This is a genomic window from Paenibacillus sp. p3-SID867, assembly GCF_025142895.1.
In the GTDB taxonomy this organism is placed as follows: Bacteria; Bacillota; Bacilli; order Paenibacillales; family Paenibacillaceae; genus Paenibacillus_AQ.
This window is the reverse complement of the sequence record NZ_JAMBDM010000013.1, coordinates 150,525-171,691: the sequence shown is the minus strand read 5'-3', so window position 1 is coordinate 171,691 and position 21,167 is coordinate 150,525. Positions and strand designations below refer to the sequence as shown.

The window sequence follows — 21,167 nt, the reverse complement described above, 5'->3', positions numbered from 1 at the left end:
ACTGAGATCCTTTTGAGATCTCCGTTCTATTCATTAAGACTTTCTTCATCTTGATTCTTTAATTGGAGGCAGTGCGTTGTTTCAAGACATGTTTCGGCAATATGCCTGCTTCTTTATATAGAAGCTTCCCATCTTTGAAAACAAGGGTGGTCGGTATGCTCATAATCTGAAATTGGGAAGACGTCGCCGGGTTTTCGTCTACATTTACTTTAACTACTTTAATGGAATCTTTTGCTTCCCTTTCAAATTCCTCAAGAACAGGTGCAAACATTCTGCACGGACCACACCAGGAAGCCCAAAAATTCACTACGGTTACTCCGTCGGTTTGGATCATCCCTTTAAAAGTAGAATCTGTTGCGTGTTGAATCGCCATCATCATCATCCCTTCAAATTTTTCTTGTGTACATGCTTAGATCCTGCATTCGAACCAGTACTTTGCCATAACGACCACTCTGTCGAATCGTTACTTTGCCGGACGGATACGCTTGCTCCAAATAGTCTGCAACCAATTTCCGATTCTGCTCATCTGTAGCCAGACCGTGACTGCGAAGCCAGTTCATCATTTCTTGTAACGCCGCTTCTCTTGTAACTTCCGTCGTTTTTGTTTCCCGTGTTATAAGAGACTCATAGGAATAGCCTTTGAGATACAGCAGATGAAGCAAATATCCGAACTCCAAGTGCTTCGATTGGAAGGGCTGACCGGTGATAAGCGGCCAGATTTCATTCACCAAACTGATTTCCATAGAGCCTGCCGGCATACTGATATAACAATAATCCCGGGCGCATTGTAGAATCTTTTCGACGCTATCCCAATCCAGAATGACCGGACACATCGAGACAAAAACCAGATCAAAGGCATTACTCCAGTCTCTGGCCAGCACGTCAATATCTTCAAAAGGTTCGGGCACAATCTTCACCTGGTCATCGGCGAATTTTGTGATATTTTCCTTCAGCAGTTCGATCAAGGGTAGAGAGGATTCGACGGCTGTTACACGGGCCCCCCGCTCTGCAAACGGCACCGAGAATACTCCCGAAGCGGCGCCGATGTCCAGCACAGACGCGTTGTTGAATTGAACTCCTTGTCCTTCAATCCAATTCATGATCCGTGTGGTCCGTTTTCTTCCCTCTTCATTAAACGATTGCTCATTGAAAGTCTTCGCCTTGTGATCAAAGGCACGGGTCGGGTCGGTTCCGGCCTTTTTCATCTTGTTCACAACACGTTCGCCATGTTCTTTCCAAGCCTTTTCCCAAATAGCCTCATTAAAAAAATCATTCATAACTTCCATCTCTCTTTCCGTTATAGTTTCTGGTTGCGGTTGTGAAACCCGTCGACGCCTCCAATGATCACCACATCGAAAGTTGGTTGATTCATTGGTTTTTGCATTAACGGATCTATATTATCCATAATTAAGATGCAAAACATGTATCCCTTCTTGTTTAGTATACGCTCACTTCCCGAATGTTCCTGAGCCTGCTGTACTTCTGGAGAACAGCATGTCCCCTCCCCTCTTCCTAGCTCTTCTTCTTAAGAATGCTATTATTATGGATGTATAATATCCATAATAAACGAGTTAACTTCAATATGCAATACCATTTTTAGCCGTAATTACTTCGGGGGCTGAATAGTATAACCGATTGTTAGCCAACAGCCGATCATTCAGATCGGCTGCTTTCTGCTCAGACGTCAAAAGAACCTATACTTTGACAGCCCCATTAAATTTGTCTGTTGTTGAACACAGATACCATGAAAAATAAGTAGGCGGCATGTAACAGCAATCCGACCGAAAAGAAAACGATTGCCAACATAGGTTCATTCTGCGTGATCAGATAGTGCACTTTTGCAGGCCAATACGTTGGGAGCCAAGCGCCTAACACCTGCCAAGCTCCTGGAACGAAGTTGGCCACCACAGGTCCGGCTATGAACAGCCCTCCTATTTTAGATAAGGCTAATCCTTCTACCTTGTTCGCTGAGAAAGCGGCAAGGAACAACGAGAATATTGGAGCTTCCGATGCCAGCAACAGCAAAACACCCAATTGAGCCCAGTGAATATCCGATAAAGTCGAAAAAGACAGATATAGAATGGATAATACGGTGCATAACAAAAAAGGAAGCGTCACTCTATATAGCAAATAACCTTTACGCATTAGTGGGGTAACCGCATAATATGCAATCACATTCTCGTCGCGTTCATCGAGAATAAGGAGACCGGTGAGCATTCCTGTCAGCATGGGAATCGTAACAATCAATAGCGATGCCGCAAAGCCGCGATACGCCTCCAAATGAAACGAATAGTTTATATCGAGCCAATTAACGGCAACCGGGAATCCAAACCTCGATAGAAACAGAAGTAGCAGCGGACCGAACATAGCTGCCATCAGAACGGGATCCTTCCACGCATGCCGTAGATCCATGATAACGAGGGCTCTATATCTCTCCATTAATGCCCCCTCCTTCACCTACGCGCATCAACACATGTCGGGTATAGGATCGCTGCGCCCAGATGTAAGCCGCAAAGTTCCAAATCAACAGAATACATATGGAATATAGAACGCTGCCAATGGATAAGCCGTCACTGGGAGACACAAGTAACCGGAGAGTTCCTTCGGTCGGAAGGACGAGAAACAGGTCTTCATGCCACAATTGAAGAAAACTAAACAATGGAAGGATGAATGGCAGCGCGTAGACCTGCACCATCAGAATAAAACCGTTAATCGTCCGTTGGCGTGCCGCCACACCAATCGACAGCAAGGTCATGAAGGTTGATGTTAAGACAATACCAGCAGAAAAAGCAAGCGGATATTCCGGGAGACTGCCGGTCGCCATATGAATCACCCATCCTGCCGCAAGGGATAACACTGACAGAGACGCAGCCTTCGCCAGCAAATATTCCCGAATGTGTACCGGCGCTACAAACAACGGATCGTGGACGCCCTGGTCCCTCTCCAACAGGACCATACCGCCTGCCATGATAAGCCCCAGGGCTGCGGGATCGCTGAATGTCAACACAGTCGCTGTTGTCTCCTGGTAGGCCTCGGGTACGAATCGGAGCAGTATCCAATAACAGGTACAGACAAACACATAAACCCAATAGAATCCGTGGCGCCACTGGAAACGCAGATCGAATACAAATAAGCTTAGGCCCTTCATACAAGCTGCCTCCCCGTTACCTCAATAAAAATTTGTTCGAGCGAGGCCTCTTGCGAATGAATGGTATCGAGGGGATAATCCTGTATCAGCTTAAGAAATTGGTTATTCTCACCGATGCCATCCAGAGAAAATACCGCCCCCTTTAATTCGCCATCCCTACTGTATTCGACTCGGACCTCCTTTCTTCCCTTACGAAGTTTCAACTCTCTGGGTGAATCGATTAATTTGATTTCACCGTCGACGATAAAGGCTACCCGATCGCAAAGTTCTTCTGCCGCTTGCATATTATGCGTTGTTAGTAGAACCGTCTTACCGGCAGCCTTTTTGGCAAGTATCAATTCTTTCATTCGGTGGGCATTGACCGGGTCTAATCCGGATGTAGGCTCATCCAGAAATAGGATTTCTGGATCATGCTGTAACGCCCGACAGAAATTCAACCTCATCTTCATGCCCTTGGATAGCATGGAAACCTTCATATTCGCGGCATCTGTTAGATCGACTTGTTCCAGCAGTTTCATGGGATCCTCCGTCTTCCCCTTGTAAAGGGAACGAAAGAGCTTTAAATTGTCGAGAACCGAAAATTTGCTGTAGAAGTTCGGGAATTCAAAAGCTACTCCGATTCGCTCATAATAATCGGGACCGGTATCCCTGATTTCATTGCCCATGACTTTTATACTTCCTTGATAACCTTTCAGGACACCGATCAGCAGTTTTTGCGTCGTACTTTTACCAGCGCCGGACGGGCCGAGAAAGCCAAAGATTTCGCCAGGCGGGATGACAAAATCAAGTCCATGCAGGGTCGGCTCTTTCCGATTCGGATACGTGTAATGAAGCCCTCTTACTTCGATCACAACGCTCCATCTCCCTTCGGCGTATTAGACACCGCAAGCATACCGGCAGATAATAACTCGACTAGCAATTCGATCGTAGATGTAAATTGCTCCTCTCCAATCTCTTTTTGGTGCAGCGTAAGCAGTGCCAAGGATCTGATCATGCCCACGATGGATTCGGGTGCCGTACCAGGTAAAATGCCAGCCTTCTGCCAAGCCGTAATCACAGGCAAGAGCGCGTCTTGATCCTCCGTAAAGTTACGCTCCAGCAAGTCTTTCGGCAATTTCCTGAACAACAGCTCCATCTCCCCGCGATCCATCATCTGCCGAAGCATCGGGCTCTCGTCCATCATCCTAAGTGAATATAAGAGAAACCGTTTAATGCTTTCCTTACTGCAGACCTCTTCAGGAGGGAATAAATCCAGAACGGCATTGCGAATTCGCTGCTCCTCCTCCAGAATCAGTTCATAATATAATTCCTCTTTCGATCCGAAAAACATGTAGAACGAGCCTTGGGCAATGCCGGCGGCCTTCGTCAGATCTTCAACACTCGTTTTGCGAAGGCCCGCCGTTTCGAAATGATGGCGTGCCTCCGTCAGCAGTTTTTGGCGTATCCATTCACGTTCTTCGTCCGAGAATTTTTTGGGCATGTTGCACTTCACATCCTTAATCAGGCCATTTGTGATTCTGTGAATAATTTTATTTTATATTCATAAAAGTACTCCCCAAAGTCCCGTTTGTCAATATATTTGATATGATGTTGTTTACTTATCGGTAACTGTTTACTTTCAGCATGTTTTAGCATAATATTTATTACGATAAATTTCATACGCATAAATGCTTAATCCTCTATGAGGAACGGGGGAACCAACAAAGCGACTAAGCTTTAGGGGTGAATTCTTTCTGGATAAGAAGGAACGGGAACTCTCAATCCCGAATCCGACAGCTAACCTCGTCAGCGTCTTGGGAGAGAACACTCTTACTACTTTGACTTGTCCATGATCCGTACAACCAAGGCCAGGAAGCAGAACTGTCTCTGCTTCCTGGCCTTTTTTGTTAACGCTGTAGTGCTTAGAAAAGAAAGGAATGATTATTCTGCTTAATAATGAAAAGATACTGGTATGCGTGTATTACGGTCCAAACGGAGAACGTCTCATCCGTCGAGGCGGCGAATTAGCCAGACTGCTTAAGTGCCCCCTGTTTGTGTTGAGCGTTATACCCTTGCGTGAAGGTGAGTTAGATCAGGCACAAGAAAGGTATATGGCTGAGTGGCAAGTGAAATGCAACGAGTATGGGGCAACCTTCATTGTCAAAACGAATGAAGATCGCAAGGCTTCAGAAATCATAGCGGAAACCGCCAAGAATCATCAAATTACCCAGCTAATCATCGGACAATCCGGTCAAACGCGATGGCAGGAAATTACGCGTGGTTCGTTTGTTAACGAACTCCTAAACCAGATAGGCGAAACGGATTTACACATTGTCGCGGTTCAAAGGATGGATGATCCAATAGCTGACACCCATGAACGGGGAATTCGAGTCACTGTTTACAGTGATGGTTCTCATTATCTGCTTGGCAGTAAGGAATCCGGGGGCGATCCAATAGCCGAAGGTCTATTTTTCAAAGAGTTAAATACCGATTTTGACACCGGCGTGCTGAAAATAAAAACAGACCACGACATCCACTACTTGAAAATAAGTCACGGGAAAGTGGTAGACTCGTCTTTTTTTACAAAACAGAGAAATGTATGAGAACGCAGCGATCAATAAAGAATGGGGGTGGAACTTGTGAAAAGAACATTTATGAATGCAAACAATCGAAATACACAACATTCCGCTCCTAACACAATGGAGTTGTTTATCAACAAGCTTAAAAAAAATATGAGTCCCCCTCAACTCATCATGCTTGTCTTTTTCACTTTAATAATAATCGGGACCACATTGCTCGTGCTTCCCTACTCTTCCTCCACCGGGAGGTCAATTGGTCTGCTGGATGCTTTATTTACAGCCACCTCAGCAATATGCGTAAACGGGCTCGTTGTCTTGGATACCGGTAGTGTTTTTTCGACTTTTGGACAAGTCATTATCATGATCTTGATTCAAATTGGCGGGCTCGGCTTTATGACCTTTGGCGTGATGGTTGCCATTGTTCTGGGGAAGAGAATTGGCTTGAAGCAACGAATGATTATTCAGCAAACCACGCATTCGACCTCGGCACAAGGTTTGGTTAAATTGTCCATGTATATGGTACTCATTGCATTCGCGTTTGAAGCCTTGGCTACGATTATCCTCACGCTCCGCTGGCAACAGGACGTCGGGTGGGGACAGGCAGCTTATTACGCCCTTTTCCATTCCGTTTCGGCATTCAACAATGCCGGATTCGCCCTGTGGTCTGACAGCCTTACCCCCTTTGTCGGCGATCCGATCGTCAATATTACGATTGTCTTGTTATTCATCATTGGAGGTCTCGGCTATATAGTCATTGTGGATGTATTCCAAAAACGTTCATGGAAGAAGCTTTCGCTTCACTCCAAGGTTGTCCTAGTCGGAACAGGAACGCTGTCCCTGCTCGGTTTTCTATTTATATACTTTTTGGAGAGCTGGAATCCGTCAACCTTTGGCCAATTGAGCGAAAGCGAACAAGTGCTGGCTGCTTTTTTCCAAGGCATAACGCCTCGAAGCTCGGGGTTTAACACGATAGATATCGGCAGCATGCTGGCGGCTTCTCAGTTTTTCATTATTATTCTGATGTTCATCGGTGCTGCCTCCGGAGGAACAGGGGGCGGTATTAAGATCAATACGCTTGTTGTACTCATCCTAGCTACGATCCAAACCTTTCGCGGGGGTGGTCAAATCCATGCCTTCAAGCGCAAAATAGCAGGAGAAACCGTTATGCGCGCCTTGGCCGTTGTCATGAGTTCTTTGGTGGTCGTGCTGGGCGTTTCCCTGTTGCTGACCATCTCTGAAGGAATGCTAGAAGAACATTTCTTGGAAGTGTTGTTTGAAGCGACCTCAGCATTTAGCACCACCGGTTTGTCGATGGGATTGACAAGTGAATTGTCCCCCGTGGGGAAAGTCATTGTAGCGATAACGATGTTTGCCGGCCGTCTGGGTCCCTTAACGCTCGCTTATGCATTGGCTCAAAAAAAACGCACCTCCAAAATTGGTTACGCGGAAGATCATATCTTGATTGGGTAACTCAGGGTTCCCAATCAAGAATTTTCTTGTCCATTAATACTTTAACTTTTGGTACACATATCCCTTGTTAAAGGAATTCTCTCAATAGTAATCATGCAACCGTCTCTCAATAAATTCTACAGTTCGATCAACACCTCTCTCCTCTAAAATTTGGTCTGATAGTGCCATTGCATTGGCTGACAATGTTGAATGACTGGTTAGCTCCGCTATTCGCTCAGCCAAACTGGCTACAGACATTGATTTTTCAGGAATCGGCTTGGTCGATACACCTAGCTCATTCATACGCTTGGCCCAGAAAGGCTGATCCGCATTGAACGGGGATATGGTCATCGGCTTCCCTGCTCTCAAAACGGCCGCTGTCGTCCCTGCTCCACCATGATGAATAACGCCTGCAGCTCGCGGAAACAGCCATGCATGCGGTGCTTCCTGTATACACAGGATGTTCTCGGCCCCATTCCCGGATACTTGCATTCCACTCCAGCCAACCAGAATGATGCCGCGTTGCCCCGTTTGTCGTAAAGCCTGCATAGTCATCTCGAGCACATGATCCGGATGCTTTAGAGGCATGCTGCTATAACTGATAACGATTGGCGGGGATCCTGACGCGATAAAAGACTCCAACTCCCTTGGTGGGTCCCAATCAGTATCTTCCAGAAACCAAAACCCCTCCATACAGACGCGATCCTTCCATTTCGGATCAAATGGCATAATCGAAGGACTGCAACCGTAAAGCACCGGAATATCGCGTCCGTTTACGTGCAGATCATCGGAGAATAGACTTCGTGGAGGTAAATGCAACGTATCTCTTCTCCATGTATTCATCAATTTTTTAAAGGATAACAGCATGAAACGGTTGAGATGATAGCTTTTTTCATTTAACCATCGATTCCTGATGGTGACAGGTAAAATGGGATTGGTGAAAGCGCCTGTCGGTGCAATGATCGGAATCGGATGAGCCGCGAATACGGGAATATTCAGCTTTTGGGCAATATCATATCCAGCGAATGCTTTGGGATGGTAGATAAGGCAGTCCGCATCTTGAGAAGCGGTCCACAGGTCATCGAGCATTTGCTGCATCATAGGATATATAAGCTTTTTCATCTGCTTCATAATCTCGAAGGGATTGCTGCCCAGCATGCGTTTCCCTTCCGCAGATTGCGCTAGTTTCATGATATTTGCCCGTATTGGTGCGAAACCGACACCATGCCCTCGAACGAAGCCTTCGAAATCCTGCGATGTGCATATAACCACGTCATGTCCGTTGTTCTGGAGACCTCGAGCAAGGGCAATGAACGGCTGTACATCTCCCCTTGTTCCGATGGTGAGCAACTTTATTTTCACTCTTTTCCCTCCTTACGATAAATGCCGTACCTTAATATGTCCAAATAGGGTTTTGTGTCTAAAGCCGCACTTGCCTCGAGTTCTCCTGTAGATTTCTCGTCGTACCGTTTGGTCATTTGCTTCGTAATTAGAGATTCAAGGGAAAGCAATACGAATTCGATAGCTTGCTTGGGATCGATTCCTTCCCTAAAACGGCTCTGATCGATCCTGCTTGCCAGGAGGTGTATGGAATCCTCGTTCATCTGTTGTTGTTTGAGCAGAAGATCCGCTTTCAGCTCTTCCGGCATAATCAGAAATGTTTTAGCCATAAATCCAAACCTGATGGGGTCACTTTTAAATACATCCATCTTTTTTTGAGATAATTGCTCTATCGCCTGAAACAGATCCTCGGAGAGATCCATAGGTGACGAAGTCAGTGAATGGTAGTAGTGCTTTAAGCATTCATCCACCACCGTTAAATACAACGTTCTTTTATCCGAAAAATAATGAAACAAAATCCCCTTGGATACGCCAGCTGCTTTGGTAATTTGATTGGTTGAAGCTCCTTCATAACCCTTGTGATAAAACTCTACTAAAGCTGCCTGCAAAATGGTTTGTTTTTTATCTGGCTCCATTGGTTTGTACGCCACCTCCACCGATTGACCACCTGGTCAATCTCATTTGACCAAATTGTATTACATATTGACCACCTGGTCAATAGTGTGGTGACTTGCTTGCATCAAGCCAGGAAATCAGCGGCCACCTTGCGGTAAGACTCACGGATAAACACCAACTTCACAAACTAAATCCGGAATAAAAAAAGAAACATGACAACAAAATGTCATATTTCTCCGCGAACGACACGAAAACCTTGATCGGGGCCAAAGCCATTGGGATCGAACTTCCCTCGGAAGGATATCTCGTTGTTGGTGACGTCGCCGATCCAACCGCCGCCTTTCACTATCCGGAAGGAACCGCTTGGACTACCCAATTCGCCATGCCAGTCCCAGCACCATTCCCTTACGTTTCCAGACATATCGTAGATTCCTAACTCGTTGGGTTTCCGGGTACCGATCGATTTTGTTTTATTCTGATTGCTCTCTATGATAGGCCAGTTCCAATCCCCAGATAGGTATTTGTCTCCGGCGTTCTTCCAATACCATGCGACCTCATCGGCATTATTGCTTCCGCTATAAATGTAACCCTTGCTATTCTGACCTCCGCCCGCAGCGTATTCCCATTCCGCTTCTGTAGGCAACCGGTAACCGTTAGCTCCCTCATTGATCGTGACGGTCCATTTGATATTATCGTTATCGTTCCTATTATTCGCATCCTTTTTCACCTTGTCTATGTTGTAATACGGATTCAAGCCCTCCTGTATACTTCTTTGATTGCAATACTCCACAACGTCATACCAGCTCACCATTTCAACTGGCAAAAGGTCGCCTTTGAATGCAGATGGATTACTGCCCATAACTTCCACCCACTCTTTTTGGGTGACCTCATATTTGCCGATGTAAAAGTTCGATAAGGCTTCTTTTTTATCAGCGTAGTTAGACTGGTTGTTCTTAAAGGTCCCGCCTTTCACCAATACAAAATCATCATTCTTGTCAGGCTGATCTTGCGAACAAGCGCCGATCACAGCCATTGCTGCTATTAAAAGGAACATTATTAGCTTTCTCATTGATAATATCTCCTTTAAGCTAATACAAAAAATGATAATCCGTTGTTGCCTGCCCGCAACTTGCCTCCCCGTTACGTCGAAGGCCGTTCATCTCCGCGAAAAACGGCCCGCAACGTATCCGGACTTAGGGCAAAACGAAGGGAATGGTCAATCGGATAGCCGAATTCCGCTTCCCTAAGAGATGCTCCCCTCCGTGTCCGTTAGTTGAGTTTACGGATGGCGATTGGCTACCATACCGTTACGTTAGAGCTTCCGCTGCTTTGATAACCCTCTGTTGCTAACACCTGATAAGACCAGCTGCTCCCCAGATTCATTCCTTTACTTGCCCATGCGTTCACATGGTTGCTGAAAGTGATGGCGGAGTTGACACCAGTCGCTCTTTTCGATTGTCGAACGCTCCAGTACTGGGCAAACGTTTGTGTTCCGTCAATGGAAGGTGCATTATATCGCATTGTCGTATAGATGTCGTATGTGCCTCCATCACTTGTCACTGTCCCTTTATATGTTCCGGTAGGTCGATAAGTACCCCAGCTATCTACGACGTAATACTCAATGAGTGCGTTTCTCGTCCATCCGTAGAGTGTCAAATACCCATTGCCGGACGGCGACCAGACGCCGGCATTGTAGTTAATCGTTCGGTTAGGCGATCCGGTATTCCAGCCTTTGCCGACGACGAAATTTCCGGTATTTTGCCATGTCACGCTGTAATTACCGCCGGAGCCGTTAACAGCATTCACCGTTCCGCCGCCATCGGTCCAATTTTGCCAATAGTCGGTCGCTGCGCTTGAGGTTGTTGCAAACATACCAAAACTCATGGTAGCTGCAAGAATAACCGTCATCATTTTCTTACCAAACTTAAACTTAAACATAATCTACCTCCTCATATTGTTGAATTGTGCCTTGCGTTGATTTTCTTGGCTGTGCTCAGCATGCGATTTTTCTTATCCTTTTTTCCTTTTACCTCCTTTCCAAGTAAATTATAGGATGATAACGTTTTCAAAACACTTAGCAAATTAAATATGATATCTAGATTTTTTTACAATTTTAGGGACTTGCGAGGGCGGATAGATCATAAAACAAAGACTGCCGGTAAATTACCGACAGTCCCTTCTACTTCACAAAAGTAATATACCCCTTATCCTTTTTCCCTTGTTCCACCCGATGAATGGATAGTCTTTTCATGAATTGTCGCTCGTCTGACCTCCAAACCCTCTCGGCTTCCTTCTTATACCCATTATGATGAAGATGACATAGATTACGATCGCAATGGAATCGATTAACGTATCCCTAAGCGCCGATATGTCTTGTAATGCCGTGATACCAAGAATGACCAGCAGCCGGACGAGCAGAAGCGATACGATGGTCCAGGCGGCGAAGTGGGTCTTTGATCGTTCACTTTGGAATGACATAAAAATGAAGATAAAGCCGAAAATCAGATTTTCCGCCGTGATGATGTGCCATACATACATGAATATTGTTTGGGTGTCCATCGCTATCGCACTCACATGGAGCACTGGCAGCACAGTGGATTGCCCGTTCCATGCGTGCGTGAAGGCAAACAGTATCGCCAGAAGGCCGGCCGTCAAAAAATAAAAATTCCTAACCTTGATGACCATGACATCCCTCCTCAGATATTTCCGGTTCCTTCTTGTGAATAGAGCGGTAAAGCTCGCGAACGATTTCTGCCAGCCGTTGGTCGCTTTCATGATTAAAGTCCCTTAGCGTTTCTGCTGCTACGTCGAGCAACTGACTGACCTTTTCCAGATGGGCCATTTTCTTGCGCGTTTCTGCATTCTTGGCATCGAGGAACAAAGCAACCTCACGGCAATAAGCAGGGTCTACATTCTCCTTCCTGTGGAATCCAAACGTTCCCTTGATCTCGTCAAGCGTGAAGTCCGCATACTGCATGATTTGGATATTCATCAAATCGATGAGGTCGTTCTTCGAATACCTGCGGTACCGATTGTCTTCACGGGACGGTGATACGATTCCTATCCGGTCGTAGTAGCGAAGCGTATCCTTTGGAATCCCAAGCAGCTGCGAAACTTCTTGTATAGAATAAAGTTTTTTCATGTATCCAAAATAACATTGGAGTAAGCTCCAATGTCAAGTCATAATGTAATTTTATTATCAGAGCAATCAAGCAATTGTTGGCATGAGGGCATATGATATCCAGTATGCTAGTCTCAATTGTTTCGCTCACCATTGCTGCCCTTTTCGCCCCCGCGTCAACGAGATCATCTGCCCTGTCCACGGCTAACTATTTAGGGGCTGATATCTCACATTCAGATAGGATGTGTTTCTTCCCCCACTCACTCATCGAATCCAGAAATTCAATCATGGTTCGTCCCTTAGGTGTCAGCGTATATTCTACTCTAGGCCGAGGCTCCGGATACGATGTTCTATCGATGATTCCATCTCTTTCGAGCTCACGAAGCTGCTCAGTTAATATTTTTTTCGAAATGGATGGTAAATGTCGCAGCAATTCGCTATACCGAGCGGGCATTATGTTTTTATACAAAAATCTATAGATTGGAATTTTCCATCTCCCGCTTAGCATGGAAAATACGACCTCAACGGGACATTCATTTCGTTGAACAGGCATTACTTCGCCCCCCCATTTTTATCCATAGTGTATCATCTTTCTTTAAGCAAAAGGTTGGTAACAAAAAAGTGCCTAATTGTTATCGCTATTTAATTGAGAATACAATCACACCTAGAAAGGAGATGCATCCATGCGCATTGGAATTCTCGGAGCGGGAAATGTAGGTCAGTCCTTAGGGAAAGGACTCGCGAAATCAGGTCATCAAATTCTCATCAGCAGCCGAACACCCCATAGCGGAAAATATGATCTTTGGAAACATGAGGTTGGCAATTCAGGAGACATTGCATCATTTGCCGAAGCAGCTCAGTTTGGTGAGGTTATTATTTCGGCTCTCCCTTGGGCCCATATGAAAGAAGTGATTGAAACCATCGAGCCTGTGTATCTAAAAAACAAAACGGTTATTGATGTAAGCAATGCCGTCCATTTTGACAATGGGCCGCGCTTGCTCCTTACGAATACTTCAGCAGGAGAGATCGTCCAGTCCATATTACCGGAGAGTCATGTGGTTAAGACACTTAATACAGTTAGCGATAAGATCATGGTAAATCCCCGATATTAAGAAGGTTCACCGATCATGTTCGTATCCGGCAACCATGCACCTTCCAAAGACCAGGTCAGGTTTCTTCTTAACGATCTCGGTTGGTCAATGGTCGTTGATTTAGGTGATATTCGGCAAAGCTTACTACAAGAATCAATCATGCTTGCATGTGTGATTAGTGAAATTCAACTGCAGTCGCCAGGGTCATCCTTTGCCCTTTTAAGACATTAAGTGTTAATACAGCTGGCTGGGGCTATGACCTTAACTTAGCAAGTACTAGTGATTCTCACTTTCCGCTTGTTTTTTGATTGAATCCACAGTGAGAGTGAAGGCTTCCGCTGCTTTATATCCATCTAATGCATTTTGAAGGCGTTTTACTTGCTGATTCATCTCGTTTCGATTGTCTTTGACCTTTATCATGGCACGCGCCACGTGTATTAGTTCTTCTTTTGCTGCGTTTATAGCACGATGATGAGCTTTTTCAATCATCTGTACGGCCATATGAGTGTAGATCGCTACAAACTCCTTATCATCAATCCGCTGCTCACGGGCAGCCAAATCGCTCTCGCTAATTACCCAATCTCCAGAGTCGTTTTTCGAAGCGGCTAAACGCCCATCATTTATCATGTTAAGAATCGTTTTGTAATGAACCCCAAGTAATAACGCTGCTTCTTTAGCATTCATTATAAACACCTTCCCTTATCTCTTGTTATCCATATATTAAGAGATAACTAGGGGAAAGTAAACCGGGATATCTAATGAATGATACAAAAAAGAAGACTGCCGGCATTATACGCCGACAGTCTTTCTCTCTTCCAAGCAGTATACTCTTCATCCTATTCGCTGGACAATTCCTTAAGCGATTTGATTTTACCATGGGGATGCTGTTCTTGCTTTCGCGACTTCCAGGCAGCTTCTTTCCTTCTCTTCTGGTGAGCCATAACAGATATCCTCCTTTGGAAACTGAATTGTATACCACTTACTTATATTGTCATTCCACAGCTCTGTTCATTCATGAATTTCATATAGAGTCAATTGTTTTAGTAACAGTTATGTACTCGATGGCTTCCCTATTATACAGGTCGTGCTCGGAGAAGGTGTGTGGCCAATAATTTCCTTAACAGCCCACTTACCTTCTCTAATCAGTTGGAGAAAGCGTCCGGCAGACCACCCGCAGTCACGCTTGAGGCGAGAGCTTGGGTGATCTCGCTTACCGGGTTGGCGACTTATTTCCGCACCACCGTCCGTTCGCCTCTATTCTTATTGGGCCGTTAAAATCAGCGGTCCGTCCGACGTGATTGCGATTGTATGCTCATATTGCGCCGACAGCTTGCCGTCAGCCGTTCTCGCCGTCCACTGATCGTCGTCGATCGTGATACGGAACGTACCTTCGTTGAGCATCGGTTCAATCGTAAACACCATGCCTTCCTTTAATCGAATGCCTTTGCCGGCTACGCCGATATGCTCGTAGTTCGGCTCCTCGTGCAGGCTCCGCCCGATCCCGTGCGCCAGCAGATCGCGTACGACGGAGTACCCGTTCGATTCCGCATGCTGTTGAATCGCCGACGTTATGTCGCCGAGCCGGCCTCCAGGGAGTGCCCGGGCGATCCCCAGATCCAAGCATTCCTTTGTCACTTTCATTAATTTTTGTGCTTCCGGCCGGATATTGCCCACCGCATAGCACCAGCATGAATCGCCGAACCAACCGCCGTATTCCACCACGATGTCGAGCTTCAGCAAATCGCCGTCCATAAGCGCCCGATTCGAAGGAATGCCGTGGGCCACCACATCGTTGACCGAAGTACAGGTTTCTGCGGGGAAACCGTTATACCCTTTCGTAAACTGCTTGCCGCCGAGTTTGGTGATGTGTCTGGCAACAAAGTCATTGATTTCGCGGGTGGTGATCCCAGGCTCGATCAGTTTGGCAACCTCACGGTAACAGTCCGCAACGATTTGGCCCGCCGGCTTCATCTCCTCGATTTCCCTAGGTGATTTTAAGATGATCATCTATGTTTATTCACTCCTTATTCATACTATAATTTTAAAAACATGACGATATCCCTGGCCTCTTCGTGCAGCTTACCGCGGCGAAGCGAAAGCGAGGCGCAGCCGACCAAGGCGGCCAGCAGCATTTCCGCGCGCTGCAGCCAATTCTGCTGCTCTGCCGCGTTTCCGCCGGAAGCCGCAGCCCCGTCCTCCGCGCGCCCGGTTTCTAGCAGCGCGGCAAGAGGCGTGAGCACCTCCCGGCGAAAGGCGGCCAGGAGCGGGGCTGAGCGCGCTTCAGGCAGCGAGGCAAAGCGCTCACCGGCCAGCTTATGCAGCAGGTACAGGGCATGGTCCTCCGCCCAAAGCTGCAGCAGCCGGACGCCGGCTACCGCGACGGGGCCGAGCTCTGCGGCAGCGGCCGTTTCGTGGCTTCTCATACGGGAATCCGCGGCAGCCGGCTTTCCGGTGTCCGGCGCAGCAGCCAAGCCGAAAAGCCCGCTCGCTGGCATCTCCCCCGTAGTCGATGCACCCGGGACCTCCGGCGGAAGCTTCATCATGGCTTCTAGCGGAGCATCTAGCGGGGCCTTCAGCCATCCACCGTCCCGCTCCAATGCATCCCATAGCAGATCGTGGAGTAAATCGCCTTTATTGCTGTAATAATGGTATACCGTGCCATAGCCGAGTCCCGCCTGCACGGCCACATCGCGGATTTCCAGTAAAGGACCTTTATCCAAAAACACATCAGCAGCGGCTTTCCGAATTTGCGCCAGACGTCGCAGCCGGATCTCTTCGTTTTGTTCCTTCGTGCGTGGAGTCATCTAGTCTAATCACCTCTTTTATTTTTGACCTACTCTTATGTCAATATAAAACATCAGCTTGCGAATAACAAGAGATTAGTGGAAGATATTCAGCCCAACCTAGAAATCGTTACTTGACCATCGGCTTAACCTCGAACGATCGATCCGGTTGGAACATTGCTACGCTAACAGTTGTCATAGCGTTTAATCGGCCCATAAACGATGCAAGCTTCAAAGCTTAAAAGGCAGCCGGTCATACTGGTCGGCTGCCTTCAACGCATTATTCACCTATCGTTCCAGCTCGCTTAGGATAGCTTAGCAACAGATTAGATTTGTTCCTTTTCCTTCATCCATTCTTTGTATTCCGGTAAAGTATATTCATCCGTTTTTACGACGGCCCAATGATTGTTCTTATGTTCTAAGAAGAGCTTAATTAAATGCTCTCCTCCAGACTCATCAAAATCATCTCTCATATAAACTATACTTGCATGAATGAGAACTTCCACTTCATGATCACTTATCGTTTTCACTTTCATTCGTTCATAACCTTCAACATTATAATTGGCATCCAACAAATGGAAATGTTGATTCAAGGATTCAACCTCATTTTCCTCTATATTTATGCCTAGTTTGAGGTCAACATTCTCTTTAAGATCCGGATAGCGGTCCCATAAAATATGTATATCCTTGTTAACCACGGCTTGCGTTCTATAATACATGTACTCTCTGACTGGCGTTATATATTTCACCCAATCCGATGGTTCTGGCTGTACAAAACCTGCTAGATCTGATTCAGCAGTGAGATTATCTGTTGAACTCGTATTTTGCTGACACCCGATTAAAGATACGAATAGTACAATCATTATAGTTCTTAATAGTAAAATCATGTTCTCCCCCTCATTACTTAATTACTTTAAGTTGCAACGTTGATTCCCATGAGAATCTGTTTTGCGTAAGAATTCCAGTCTGCTTCATCTGTGTTGATCTCTAGAGTGGGAATAAGCGATTGTTTCGCACACATGCGAAGTTGATTCTGGTCCTCTAAGAACTTCTGACAAGCCTCCCTAACTGTGGAGTGATTGTTCATCACATATGATTTCCAAGCGTCGCCACGACTTTCAATATACCTTGACTCCACTGCATCTTGAGACAATGTTAAAAGCACAGAATGAGGATTCAGTCTTAATAAGCGTTTTTCTAACTCCTCAATATCTGAAGAATTTGAAAATGCCGCTCGATGATTTAAATGGAATCTTTCCAAAAGATAGAATATTCCGTTTGATGGTTTCGTATGGCCTAGTGAATCAATCCAATTGTATTGTAGCTCAAGATAATCAACATGACGATTTAACAGCTGAATATGTTCATCCTTATCCATGGATCTCAGGACGCCTTGGTATGAATGCAAAACTTGCGAATAGTGTTCACTTATTGCAATTATCGATTTTCCAACATTATGCGCTTGACTATGTATTCCCCTGATTGCAGAAAACAATGATGTTTTTCCAGCAGTTGACAACCCTTCGATAATGACTCCCCGAATCAAGATTCCACCCCCTCTTCTATGGTTCTTGACAACCATTTTACCACATGATATGAGACGCAAGTCTAACCTGCTTCACATTAATATTGAAGGTCCGTTTATGATTCGATTCTGTTTCACTTCAGACAATCATCAAGATTGCTTATGAAACACAAAAAAATCGCCGAAATGGCGACTTTTTAGATCCCTGCTTTATGATTCTTGCGTGTTCTCGTCACTTTTGTATTCTAAAATATCTCCAGGCTGGCATTCCAGCGCTTTGCATATAGCTTCTAACGTTGAAAGCCTAATGGCTTTGGCCTTTCCGTTTTTCAATATAGACAGATTGGCCATGGTAATTCCAACCCTCTCCGAAAGCTCGGTTACGCTCATTTTTCGTTTAGCCAGCATCACATCAATATTGATAATAATCGCCATAGTTATCACCTCAGACCGTCAAATCATTCTCAGATTTTATATCAATTGCCTCTTTTAAAAGCTTTTGAAGAACAGCAGCAAATACGGCAATCACCATGGACGCAAAAATCAGGGCCATTCCGATGAGTATGATACCTGGGGCATCGTCTTTCTCCGCTATCAAATAGAAGAGCGGCATGCCTACCACAAACAAGCTGCTGATTATGGTTGCACAGTTTTTTATATTCTTTAGAACGCGTACGGATAATTCCGAAAAAGCTTTGTTCTTGTCAATATACCCTAGAAGCTTATACGCCTGATATAAAGCAAAGTAAAACGGTATCGCGGTTGCATACAAATCAATAAAAACAAGATATCTCAAATAAGCATGATCTGGATACAATTCTGCAATAAATTCCGCTATCTCTGGTACCACAAATATGCACAGAGCTAGAACTGGAATTCCAATAAGAATGACAGCAATCCTTAAAAATAATGTGGACCCTCGTTTCATAAAAAGCACCTCACTTCATGATTATGAATTTGATTTTAGCAATTTATTTATCGTTTTGCAATAAATAATTAACGTTTATGATTATATTTATATTGTTATGCTGATATCTCCAAGGAAATACTTTCATTGAAACGAAATCAATCTGAATCACTACACATGCTGCCAACCCTTATTACCACCTAAAAAATACACCCTAATGCGTGGGTGTATTTTTTAGGATTATGCAGTTCATTATTCTATAAAATTCATGGATGCCTTTAGTTATTTAAAATGGGTATTTCTCCAAGGAGTTTCTTCAGGTTGATGGAGTTCCACGGCAAATGCTCTGTTATACCTAACCCAACGACATCGGTTTCTTCTGATAGTTCTTTAATCAAACTCAGTAGTTGAGGCAATTGCATGGTTCCCTTAGGAGATAAATTAAAGGGTTCTTCCGGGTTGGCGAATAATACCGAACGAAAAGCCTTTGGATCAAGCACGTCTAAATCAAGATGAATAGCCAGGTGTTTAATGCCGCTTTCTTTGATCCATTCTTTTATAGATTCAGTGCTGCTCGCTAACTCCTTCGTTCCGGCCGTTCGAATACCAAGCCTTTGAATCATTTCCGTGTCCGGTTCTGTAGGTGCAACACCTAATCTTTGAAACGCTTCAGAAATTACAACAGCTTCTTCTTCTGTAGGAGCCGCTAATCCCGCAATAAAGACATTTTCAGGTTTTAGCGGGGTTTTCACATGTTTTGCGAACTCCTCATCTCCTTCTCCCAAAAGATTCCCGAGAGGTACTGCGTGCCCGTTATCATAGCCAACATAATTGACCAAATCAGAGTGAGCATCGATCCATACCAAACCTAATTCCCCACCGTACCGTTCGTTTAAATAGGCAAATGGAGCTTGTTCAACTAGGCAATCACCACCAAACATGATAACGCGATCCGGCTGATGAGCCTCAATAAGATGATGAGCAGCCTTTAGCTGTTCAAGAAGCTGTTGTCTTCCATTCATACCGTTCTCGTTTTCGAGCGGAGTTCCATCATAAGCTTGAACAGGTACATGGATAAGGGGCTGATCATTGTCCGGAGCTAGCCAAGCAAGCAGCTCGGCTCCAAAAGAGTAGTTCAGATTGTTTCCTCCTTGCCATTGTGGCATTAACAGGCGTATTGTTTTTTTAGTCATTTGTTTCTCTCCTTTACATCAAAGTAAGGTTAGTATAGACTGAGCACAAATATAAAAGTAGTACGCACATTTATGATAGGTACTACCCGAAAGGATAGTGTTCAGTATGAGTATGGAGGAATTTAAAGGTAAAGTTAAGAATGTCCAAGACACACCTTTTGGTTATACCATTTCGATTATTGGCGGCAAATGGAAAATGGTGATTATGTACCTCTTGGCTGAAAACCAAACCGTTCGCTTTAATGATCTGAAAAGACAAATAGGAGCAATCACTTACAAAACATTGAGCTCACAGCTCAAGGAACTGGAAGCGGACGGTCTGGTGACACGCAAAGAATATCCTCAAGTTCCGCCAAAAGTCGAGTACAGTCTTACAGATAAAGCGGAAACTCTATTACCCATTTTGGAACAGTTATGTGAGTGGGGAGTAAAGAACCAACACCATTGAGCCCTATTTTCTAATTGCAAAAAAGCCGCATAACATGCGGCTTTCAAAGGTTGATCCATTGAAGCAGTGAATTAGAGTCGTAAAACGGTTATTAGCTCGTCGTTTTCGATTTCGCCGTTGTCACGGAAGCCGTAGCTTTCATAAAGCTTTTTGGCGGCTGCGTTATCAGCCTTATAAGATATCCAGCAGTATTGTGCAGGCCCTGCCGGAAAGGTACGGACAAATTCCAAGATTTTTTTCATGGCTTCCCGACCGTAGCCTCTGTTCTGGTATTGCTTGTCAATCATCAGCCGCAGGATGCAATAGCTGTCGTCTGCGATTGTCGGAAGTTCGTATCCGGTGATTCTGTAAGTAATCATAACAAAACCAACCGGCTGCTCATCCGCGTAAATGGCAAATGGAAATGGCTGCCCCCCATTGGTTGCAAGGACATAACACGAAGCCACGCTCGACAAATTGGACGCTACGAAGCGCCGTTGATCTTCTGAGACCTCCAGATTAAATATGGCACGTCGGTTTTCTAACGTGATTTTCCTGAGTGTAATCATGCAAGGTTTCTCCCTTCATTATCTTGGGTTGATCGTTGCGCCGCGGTCGCTTATATAACATACAATTTATCCAAAAAAAGTAATAGACTTATATTGAAATTTTTTATAGACTATTATGTATCCATGCCTTTTTTAGGTGAGTATGAATTAACCGGCACATCATTGTGCCGGTTTTATTTTTTTTGCTCATATAAGCTGCGTTTAGCATTCCTGTTGATGGATCATCCAGATGAACGGTATCCCATTTTGATCGTTGTCGCTTATACATCTGTTACACCGATTTCTGCTGACTCATTGGTCAATACTTCCGCAAACCCTGTTGTTGGGGATTGGGGATGATAATGAGCTGGAGGGTTCTTCGAAAGGTAAAGGGCAAGGGATTCGCGGCGAAGACGATTCTACTGACGGGGGTCATATAGAAACAGAGGCTTAAGATACAT

General features: G+C 45.1%; 28 protein-coding genes and 1 riboswitch. Of the genes, 5 read left to right on the top strand and 23 right to left on the bottom strand.

The genetic code is table 11. The features are described from left to right. Positions 1-58: 58 nt before the first annotated feature. From trxA to M4D81_RS24635, 6 genes are all read right to left on the bottom strand, one after another. Complete coding sequence (gene trxA, locus M4D81_RS24660; protein ID WP_071220834.1) at positions 59-373, bottom strand: thioredoxin; 315 nt, start codon at positions 371-373, stop codon at positions 59-61. 13 nt (positions 374-386) lie between these two features. Continuing rightward, the gene (locus M4D81_RS24655) at positions 387-1,277 is read right to left on the bottom strand and encodes a class I SAM-dependent methyltransferase (protein WP_071220806.1); all 891 of its coding nucleotides are present in this window, start codon (positions 1,275-1,277) and stop codon (positions 387-389) included. 436 nt (positions 1,278-1,713) lie between these two features. Then, entirely contained in the window at positions 1,714-2,439 is a 726-nt protein-coding gene (locus M4D81_RS24650) for a hypothetical protein (protein ID WP_260068374.1), read from the bottom strand. After that, the gene (locus tag M4D81_RS24645) at positions 2,426-3,148 is read right to left on the bottom strand and encodes a fluoroquinolone export ABC transporter permease subunit (protein WP_260068373.1); all 723 of its coding nucleotides are present in this window, start codon (positions 3,146-3,148) and stop codon (positions 2,426-2,428) included. The genes M4D81_RS24650 and M4D81_RS24645 overlap by 14 nt, the downstream gene beginning before the upstream one ends. Next, on the bottom strand, positions 3,145-3,999 hold the full coding sequence (locus M4D81_RS24640; RefSeq protein ID WP_260068372.1) for an ABC transporter ATP-binding protein: 855 nt from the start codon (positions 3,997-3,999) through the stop codon (positions 3,145-3,147). Before M4D81_RS24640 ends, M4D81_RS24645 begins: the two co-directional genes overlap by 4 nt. Next, a complete protein-coding gene (locus M4D81_RS24635; protein ID WP_071220802.1) occupies positions 3,996-4,628 on the bottom strand; it encodes a TetR/AcrR family transcriptional regulator in 633 nt (210 codons plus the stop codon). The genes M4D81_RS24640 and M4D81_RS24635 overlap by 4 nt, the downstream gene beginning before the upstream one ends. Before the next feature lie 178 nt (positions 4,629-4,806). Next, positions 4,807-4,955, top strand: a riboswitch (cyclic di-AMP (ydaO/yuaA leader). A gap of 109 nt (positions 4,956-5,064) precedes the next feature. On the opposite strand from M4D81_RS24635, the gene M4D81_RS24630 reads away from it, so the two are divergent. Both M4D81_RS24630 and M4D81_RS24625 read left to right on the top strand, forming a co-directional pair. Continuing rightward, positions 5,065-5,730, top strand: coding sequence for a universal stress protein (locus tag M4D81_RS24630; RefSeq protein ID WP_260068371.1), 666 nt, complete (start codon positions 5,065-5,067; stop codon positions 5,728-5,730). Positions 5,731-5,781: 51 nt separating this feature from the next. Beyond that, positions 5,782-7,176, top strand: coding sequence for a TrkH family potassium uptake protein (locus tag M4D81_RS24625; protein ID WP_311200701.1), 1,395 nt, complete (start codon positions 5,782-5,784; stop codon positions 7,174-7,176). Positions 7,177-7,257: 81 nt separating this feature from the next. Here M4D81_RS24625 and M4D81_RS24620 read toward each other — a convergent pair whose 3' ends face one another. From M4D81_RS24620 to M4D81_RS34870, 7 genes are all read right to left on the bottom strand, one after another. Next, on the bottom strand, positions 7,258-8,517 hold the full coding sequence (locus M4D81_RS24620) for a glycosyltransferase (RefSeq protein WP_260068370.1): 1,260 nt from the start codon (positions 8,515-8,517) through the stop codon (positions 7,258-7,260). Beyond that, entirely contained in the window at positions 8,514-9,131 is a 618-nt protein-coding gene (locus tag M4D81_RS24615; RefSeq protein ID WP_260068369.1) for a TetR/AcrR family transcriptional regulator, read from the bottom strand. Before M4D81_RS24615 ends, M4D81_RS24620 begins: the two co-directional genes overlap by 4 nt. 206 nt (positions 9,132-9,337) lie before the next feature. Then, positions 9,338-10,180: a formylglycine-generating enzyme family protein gene (locus M4D81_RS24610; protein ID WP_260068368.1), complete on the bottom strand. Its 843-nt coding sequence runs from the start codon at positions 10,178-10,180 to the stop codon at positions 9,338-9,340. A gap of 227 nt (positions 10,181-10,407) precedes the next feature. Continuing rightward, a complete protein-coding gene (locus tag M4D81_RS24605; RefSeq protein ID WP_260068367.1) occupies positions 10,408-11,049 on the bottom strand; it encodes a glycoside hydrolase family 11 protein in 642 nt (213 codons plus the stop codon). Positions 11,050-11,358: 309 nt separating this feature from the next. After that, positions 11,359-11,796, bottom strand: coding sequence for a hypothetical protein (locus tag M4D81_RS24600; RefSeq protein ID WP_260068366.1), 438 nt, complete (start codon positions 11,794-11,796; stop codon positions 11,359-11,361). Beyond that, a complete protein-coding gene (locus M4D81_RS24595; RefSeq protein WP_260068365.1) occupies positions 11,780-12,253 on the bottom strand; it encodes a MerR family transcriptional regulator in 474 nt (157 codons plus the stop codon). The genes M4D81_RS24600 and M4D81_RS24595 overlap by 17 nt, the downstream gene beginning before the upstream one ends. A gap of 187 nt (positions 12,254-12,440) precedes the next feature. Further along, a complete protein-coding gene (locus M4D81_RS34870; protein ID WP_397376775.1) occupies positions 12,441-12,740 on the bottom strand; it encodes a winged helix-turn-helix transcriptional regulator in 300 nt (99 codons plus the stop codon). Positions 12,741-12,915: 175 nt separating this feature from the next. Here M4D81_RS34870 and M4D81_RS24590 point away from each other — a divergent pair, with 175 nt between their 5' ends. Further along, positions 12,916-13,344 (top strand): NADPH-dependent F420 reductase, encoded by a 429-nt coding sequence (locus tag M4D81_RS24590; RefSeq protein ID WP_260068364.1) that lies wholly within the window; start codon positions 12,916-12,918, stop codon positions 13,342-13,344. Positions 13,345-13,599: 255 nt separating this feature from the next. Here M4D81_RS24590 and M4D81_RS24585 read toward each other — a convergent pair whose 3' ends face one another. Continuing rightward, positions 13,600-14,007, bottom strand: a complete 408-nt coding sequence (locus tag M4D81_RS24585; protein ID WP_260068363.1) for a helix-turn-helix domain-containing protein — start codon at positions 14,005-14,007, stop codon at positions 13,600-13,602. 152 nt (positions 14,008-14,159) lie between these two features. Beyond that, complete coding sequence (locus M4D81_RS24580) at positions 14,160-14,264, bottom strand: DUF6254 family protein (RefSeq protein WP_015735743.1); 105 nt, start codon at positions 14,262-14,264, stop codon at positions 14,160-14,162. A 160-nt stretch (positions 14,265-14,424) separates the two neighbouring features. Between M4D81_RS24580 and M4D81_RS24575 the strand changes: the two genes are divergently transcribed. Beyond that, the gene (locus M4D81_RS24575; protein WP_260068362.1) at positions 14,425-14,598 is read left to right on the top strand and encodes a hypothetical protein; all 174 of its coding nucleotides are present in this window, start codon (positions 14,425-14,427) and stop codon (positions 14,596-14,598) included. Here M4D81_RS24575 and map read toward each other — a convergent pair. The 7 genes from map to M4D81_RS24540 form a co-directional block, all read right to left on the bottom strand. Continuing rightward, positions 14,584-15,330, bottom strand: a complete 747-nt coding sequence (gene map, locus M4D81_RS24570; RefSeq protein ID WP_071220792.1) for a type I methionyl aminopeptidase — start codon at positions 15,328-15,330, stop codon at positions 14,584-14,586. The two genes, M4D81_RS24575 and map, sit on opposite strands and share 15 nt — an antisense overlap. 26 nt (positions 15,331-15,356) lie before the next feature. Beyond that, positions 15,357-16,127, bottom strand: a complete 771-nt coding sequence (locus M4D81_RS24565; RefSeq protein ID WP_260068361.1) for a TetR/AcrR family transcriptional regulator — start codon at positions 16,125-16,127, stop codon at positions 15,357-15,359. 305 nt (positions 16,128-16,432) lie between these two features. Beyond that, positions 16,433-16,993, bottom strand: a complete 561-nt coding sequence (locus M4D81_RS24560) for a hypothetical protein (RefSeq protein ID WP_071220790.1) — start codon at positions 16,991-16,993, stop codon at positions 16,433-16,435. 26 nt (positions 16,994-17,019) lie between these two features. Then, positions 17,020-17,652, bottom strand: coding sequence for a hypothetical protein (locus M4D81_RS24555; protein ID WP_260068360.1), 633 nt, complete (start codon positions 17,650-17,652; stop codon positions 17,020-17,022). A gap of 189 nt (positions 17,653-17,841) precedes the next feature. Continuing rightward, a complete protein-coding gene (locus M4D81_RS24550) occupies positions 17,842-18,066 on the bottom strand; it encodes a helix-turn-helix domain-containing protein (protein ID WP_071220789.1) in 225 nt (74 codons plus the stop codon). 10 nt (positions 18,067-18,076) lie between these two features. Beyond that, positions 18,077-18,559, bottom strand: a complete 483-nt coding sequence (locus M4D81_RS24545) for a DUF2975 domain-containing protein (RefSeq protein ID WP_260068359.1) — start codon at positions 18,557-18,559, stop codon at positions 18,077-18,079. A gap of 257 nt (positions 18,560-18,816) precedes the next feature. Continuing rightward, the gene (locus tag M4D81_RS24540) at positions 18,817-19,731 is read right to left on the bottom strand and encodes an arginase family protein (protein WP_260068358.1); all 915 of its coding nucleotides are present in this window, start codon (positions 19,729-19,731) and stop codon (positions 18,817-18,819) included. Positions 19,732-19,837: 106 nt separating this feature from the next. On the opposite strand from M4D81_RS24540, the gene M4D81_RS24535 reads away from it, so the two are divergent. Further along, positions 19,838-20,179: a winged helix-turn-helix transcriptional regulator gene (locus M4D81_RS24535; RefSeq protein WP_071220787.1), complete on the top strand. Its 342-nt coding sequence runs from the start codon at positions 19,838-19,840 to the stop codon at positions 20,177-20,179. Positions 20,180-20,250: 71 nt separating this feature from the next. Here M4D81_RS24535 and M4D81_RS24530 read toward each other — a convergent pair whose 3' ends face one another. Next, the gene (locus M4D81_RS24530) at positions 20,251-20,727 is read right to left on the bottom strand and encodes a GNAT family N-acetyltransferase (RefSeq protein ID WP_071220786.1); all 477 of its coding nucleotides are present in this window, start codon (positions 20,725-20,727) and stop codon (positions 20,251-20,253) included. Positions 20,728-21,167: the final 440 nt, after the last annotated feature.

Excerpts from the sequence above, each read along its gene's own strand:
- M4D81_RS24590 (WP_260068364.1), top strand. The coding sequence starts at position 12,916 with ATGCGCATTGGAATTCTCGGAGCGGGAAATGTAGGTCAGTCCTTAGGG.
- M4D81_RS24600 (WP_260068366.1), bottom strand. The coding sequence starts at position 11,796 with ATGGTCATCAAGGTTAGGAATTTTTATTTTTTGACGGCCGGCCTTCTG.
- M4D81_RS34870 (WP_397376775.1), bottom strand. The coding sequence starts at position 12,740 with ATGCTAAGCGGGAGATGGAAAATTCCAATCTATAGATTTTTGTATAAA.
- M4D81_RS24630 (WP_260068371.1), top strand. The coding sequence starts at position 5,065 with ATGATTATTCTGCTTAATAATGAAAAGATACTGGTATGCGTGTATTAC.
- trxA (WP_071220834.1), bottom strand. The coding sequence starts at position 373 with ATGGCGATTCAACACGCAACAGATTCTACTTTTAAAGGGATGATCCAA.
- M4D81_RS24550 (WP_071220789.1), bottom strand. The coding sequence starts at position 18,066 with ATGGCGATTATTATCAATATTGATGTGATGCTGGCTAAACGAAAAATG.
- M4D81_RS24565 (WP_260068361.1), bottom strand. The coding sequence starts at position 16,127 with ATGACTCCACGCACGAAGGAACAAAACGAAGAGATCCGGCTGCGACGT.
- M4D81_RS24545 (WP_260068359.1), bottom strand. The coding sequence starts at position 18,559 with ATGAAACGAGGGTCCACATTATTTTTAAGGATTGCTGTCATTCTTATT.
- M4D81_RS24645 (WP_260068373.1), bottom strand. The coding sequence starts at position 3,148 with ATGAAGGGCCTAAGCTTATTTGTATTCGATCTGCGTTTCCAGTGGCGC.
- M4D81_RS24585 (WP_260068363.1), bottom strand. The coding sequence starts at position 14,007 with ATGAATGCTAAAGAAGCAGCGTTATTACTTGGGGTTCATTACAAAACG.
- M4D81_RS24580 (WP_015735743.1), bottom strand. The coding sequence starts at position 14,264 with ATGGCTCACCAGAAGAGAAGGAAAGAAGCTGCCTGGAAGTCGCGAAAG.
- M4D81_RS24635 (WP_071220802.1), bottom strand. The coding sequence starts at position 4,628 with ATGCCCAAAAAATTCTCGGACGAAGAACGTGAATGGATACGCCAAAAA.
- map (WP_071220792.1), bottom strand. The coding sequence starts at position 15,330 with ATGATCATCTTAAAATCACCTAGGGAAATCGAGGAGATGAAGCCGGCG.
- M4D81_RS24605 (WP_260068367.1), bottom strand. The coding sequence starts at position 11,049 with ATGTTTAAGTTTAAGTTTGGTAAGAAAATGATGACGGTTATTCTTGCA.
- M4D81_RS24595 (WP_260068365.1), bottom strand. The coding sequence starts at position 12,253 with ATGAAAAAACTTTATTCTATACAAGAAGTTTCGCAGCTGCTTGGGATT.
- M4D81_RS24655 (WP_071220806.1), bottom strand. The coding sequence starts at position 1,277 with ATGAATGATTTTTTTAATGAGGCTATTTGGGAAAAGGCTTGGAAAGAA.
- M4D81_RS24535 (WP_071220787.1), top strand. The coding sequence starts at position 19,838 with ATGAGTATGGAGGAATTTAAAGGTAAAGTTAAGAATGTCCAAGACACA.
- M4D81_RS24650 (WP_260068374.1), bottom strand. The coding sequence starts at position 2,439 with ATGGAGAGATATAGAGCCCTCGTTATCATGGATCTACGGCATGCGTGG.
- M4D81_RS24625 (WP_311200701.1), top strand. The coding sequence starts at position 5,782 with ATGAATGCAAACAATCGAAATACACAACATTCCGCTCCTAACACAATG.
- M4D81_RS24530 (WP_071220786.1), bottom strand. The coding sequence starts at position 20,727 with ATGATTACACTCAGGAAAATCACGTTAGAAAACCGACGTGCCATATTT.
- M4D81_RS24610 (WP_260068368.1), bottom strand. The coding sequence starts at position 10,180 with ATGAGAAAGCTAATAATGTTCCTTTTAATAGCAGCAATGGCTGTGATC.
- M4D81_RS24615 (WP_260068369.1), bottom strand. The coding sequence starts at position 9,131 with ATGGAGCCAGATAAAAAACAAACCATTTTGCAGGCAGCTTTAGTAGAG.
- M4D81_RS24560 (WP_071220790.1), bottom strand. The coding sequence starts at position 16,993 with ATGATTTTACTATTAAGAACTATAATGATTGTACTATTCGTATCTTTA.
- M4D81_RS24540 (WP_260068358.1), bottom strand. The coding sequence starts at position 19,731 with ATGACTAAAAAAACAATACGCCTGTTAATGCCACAATGGCAAGGAGGA.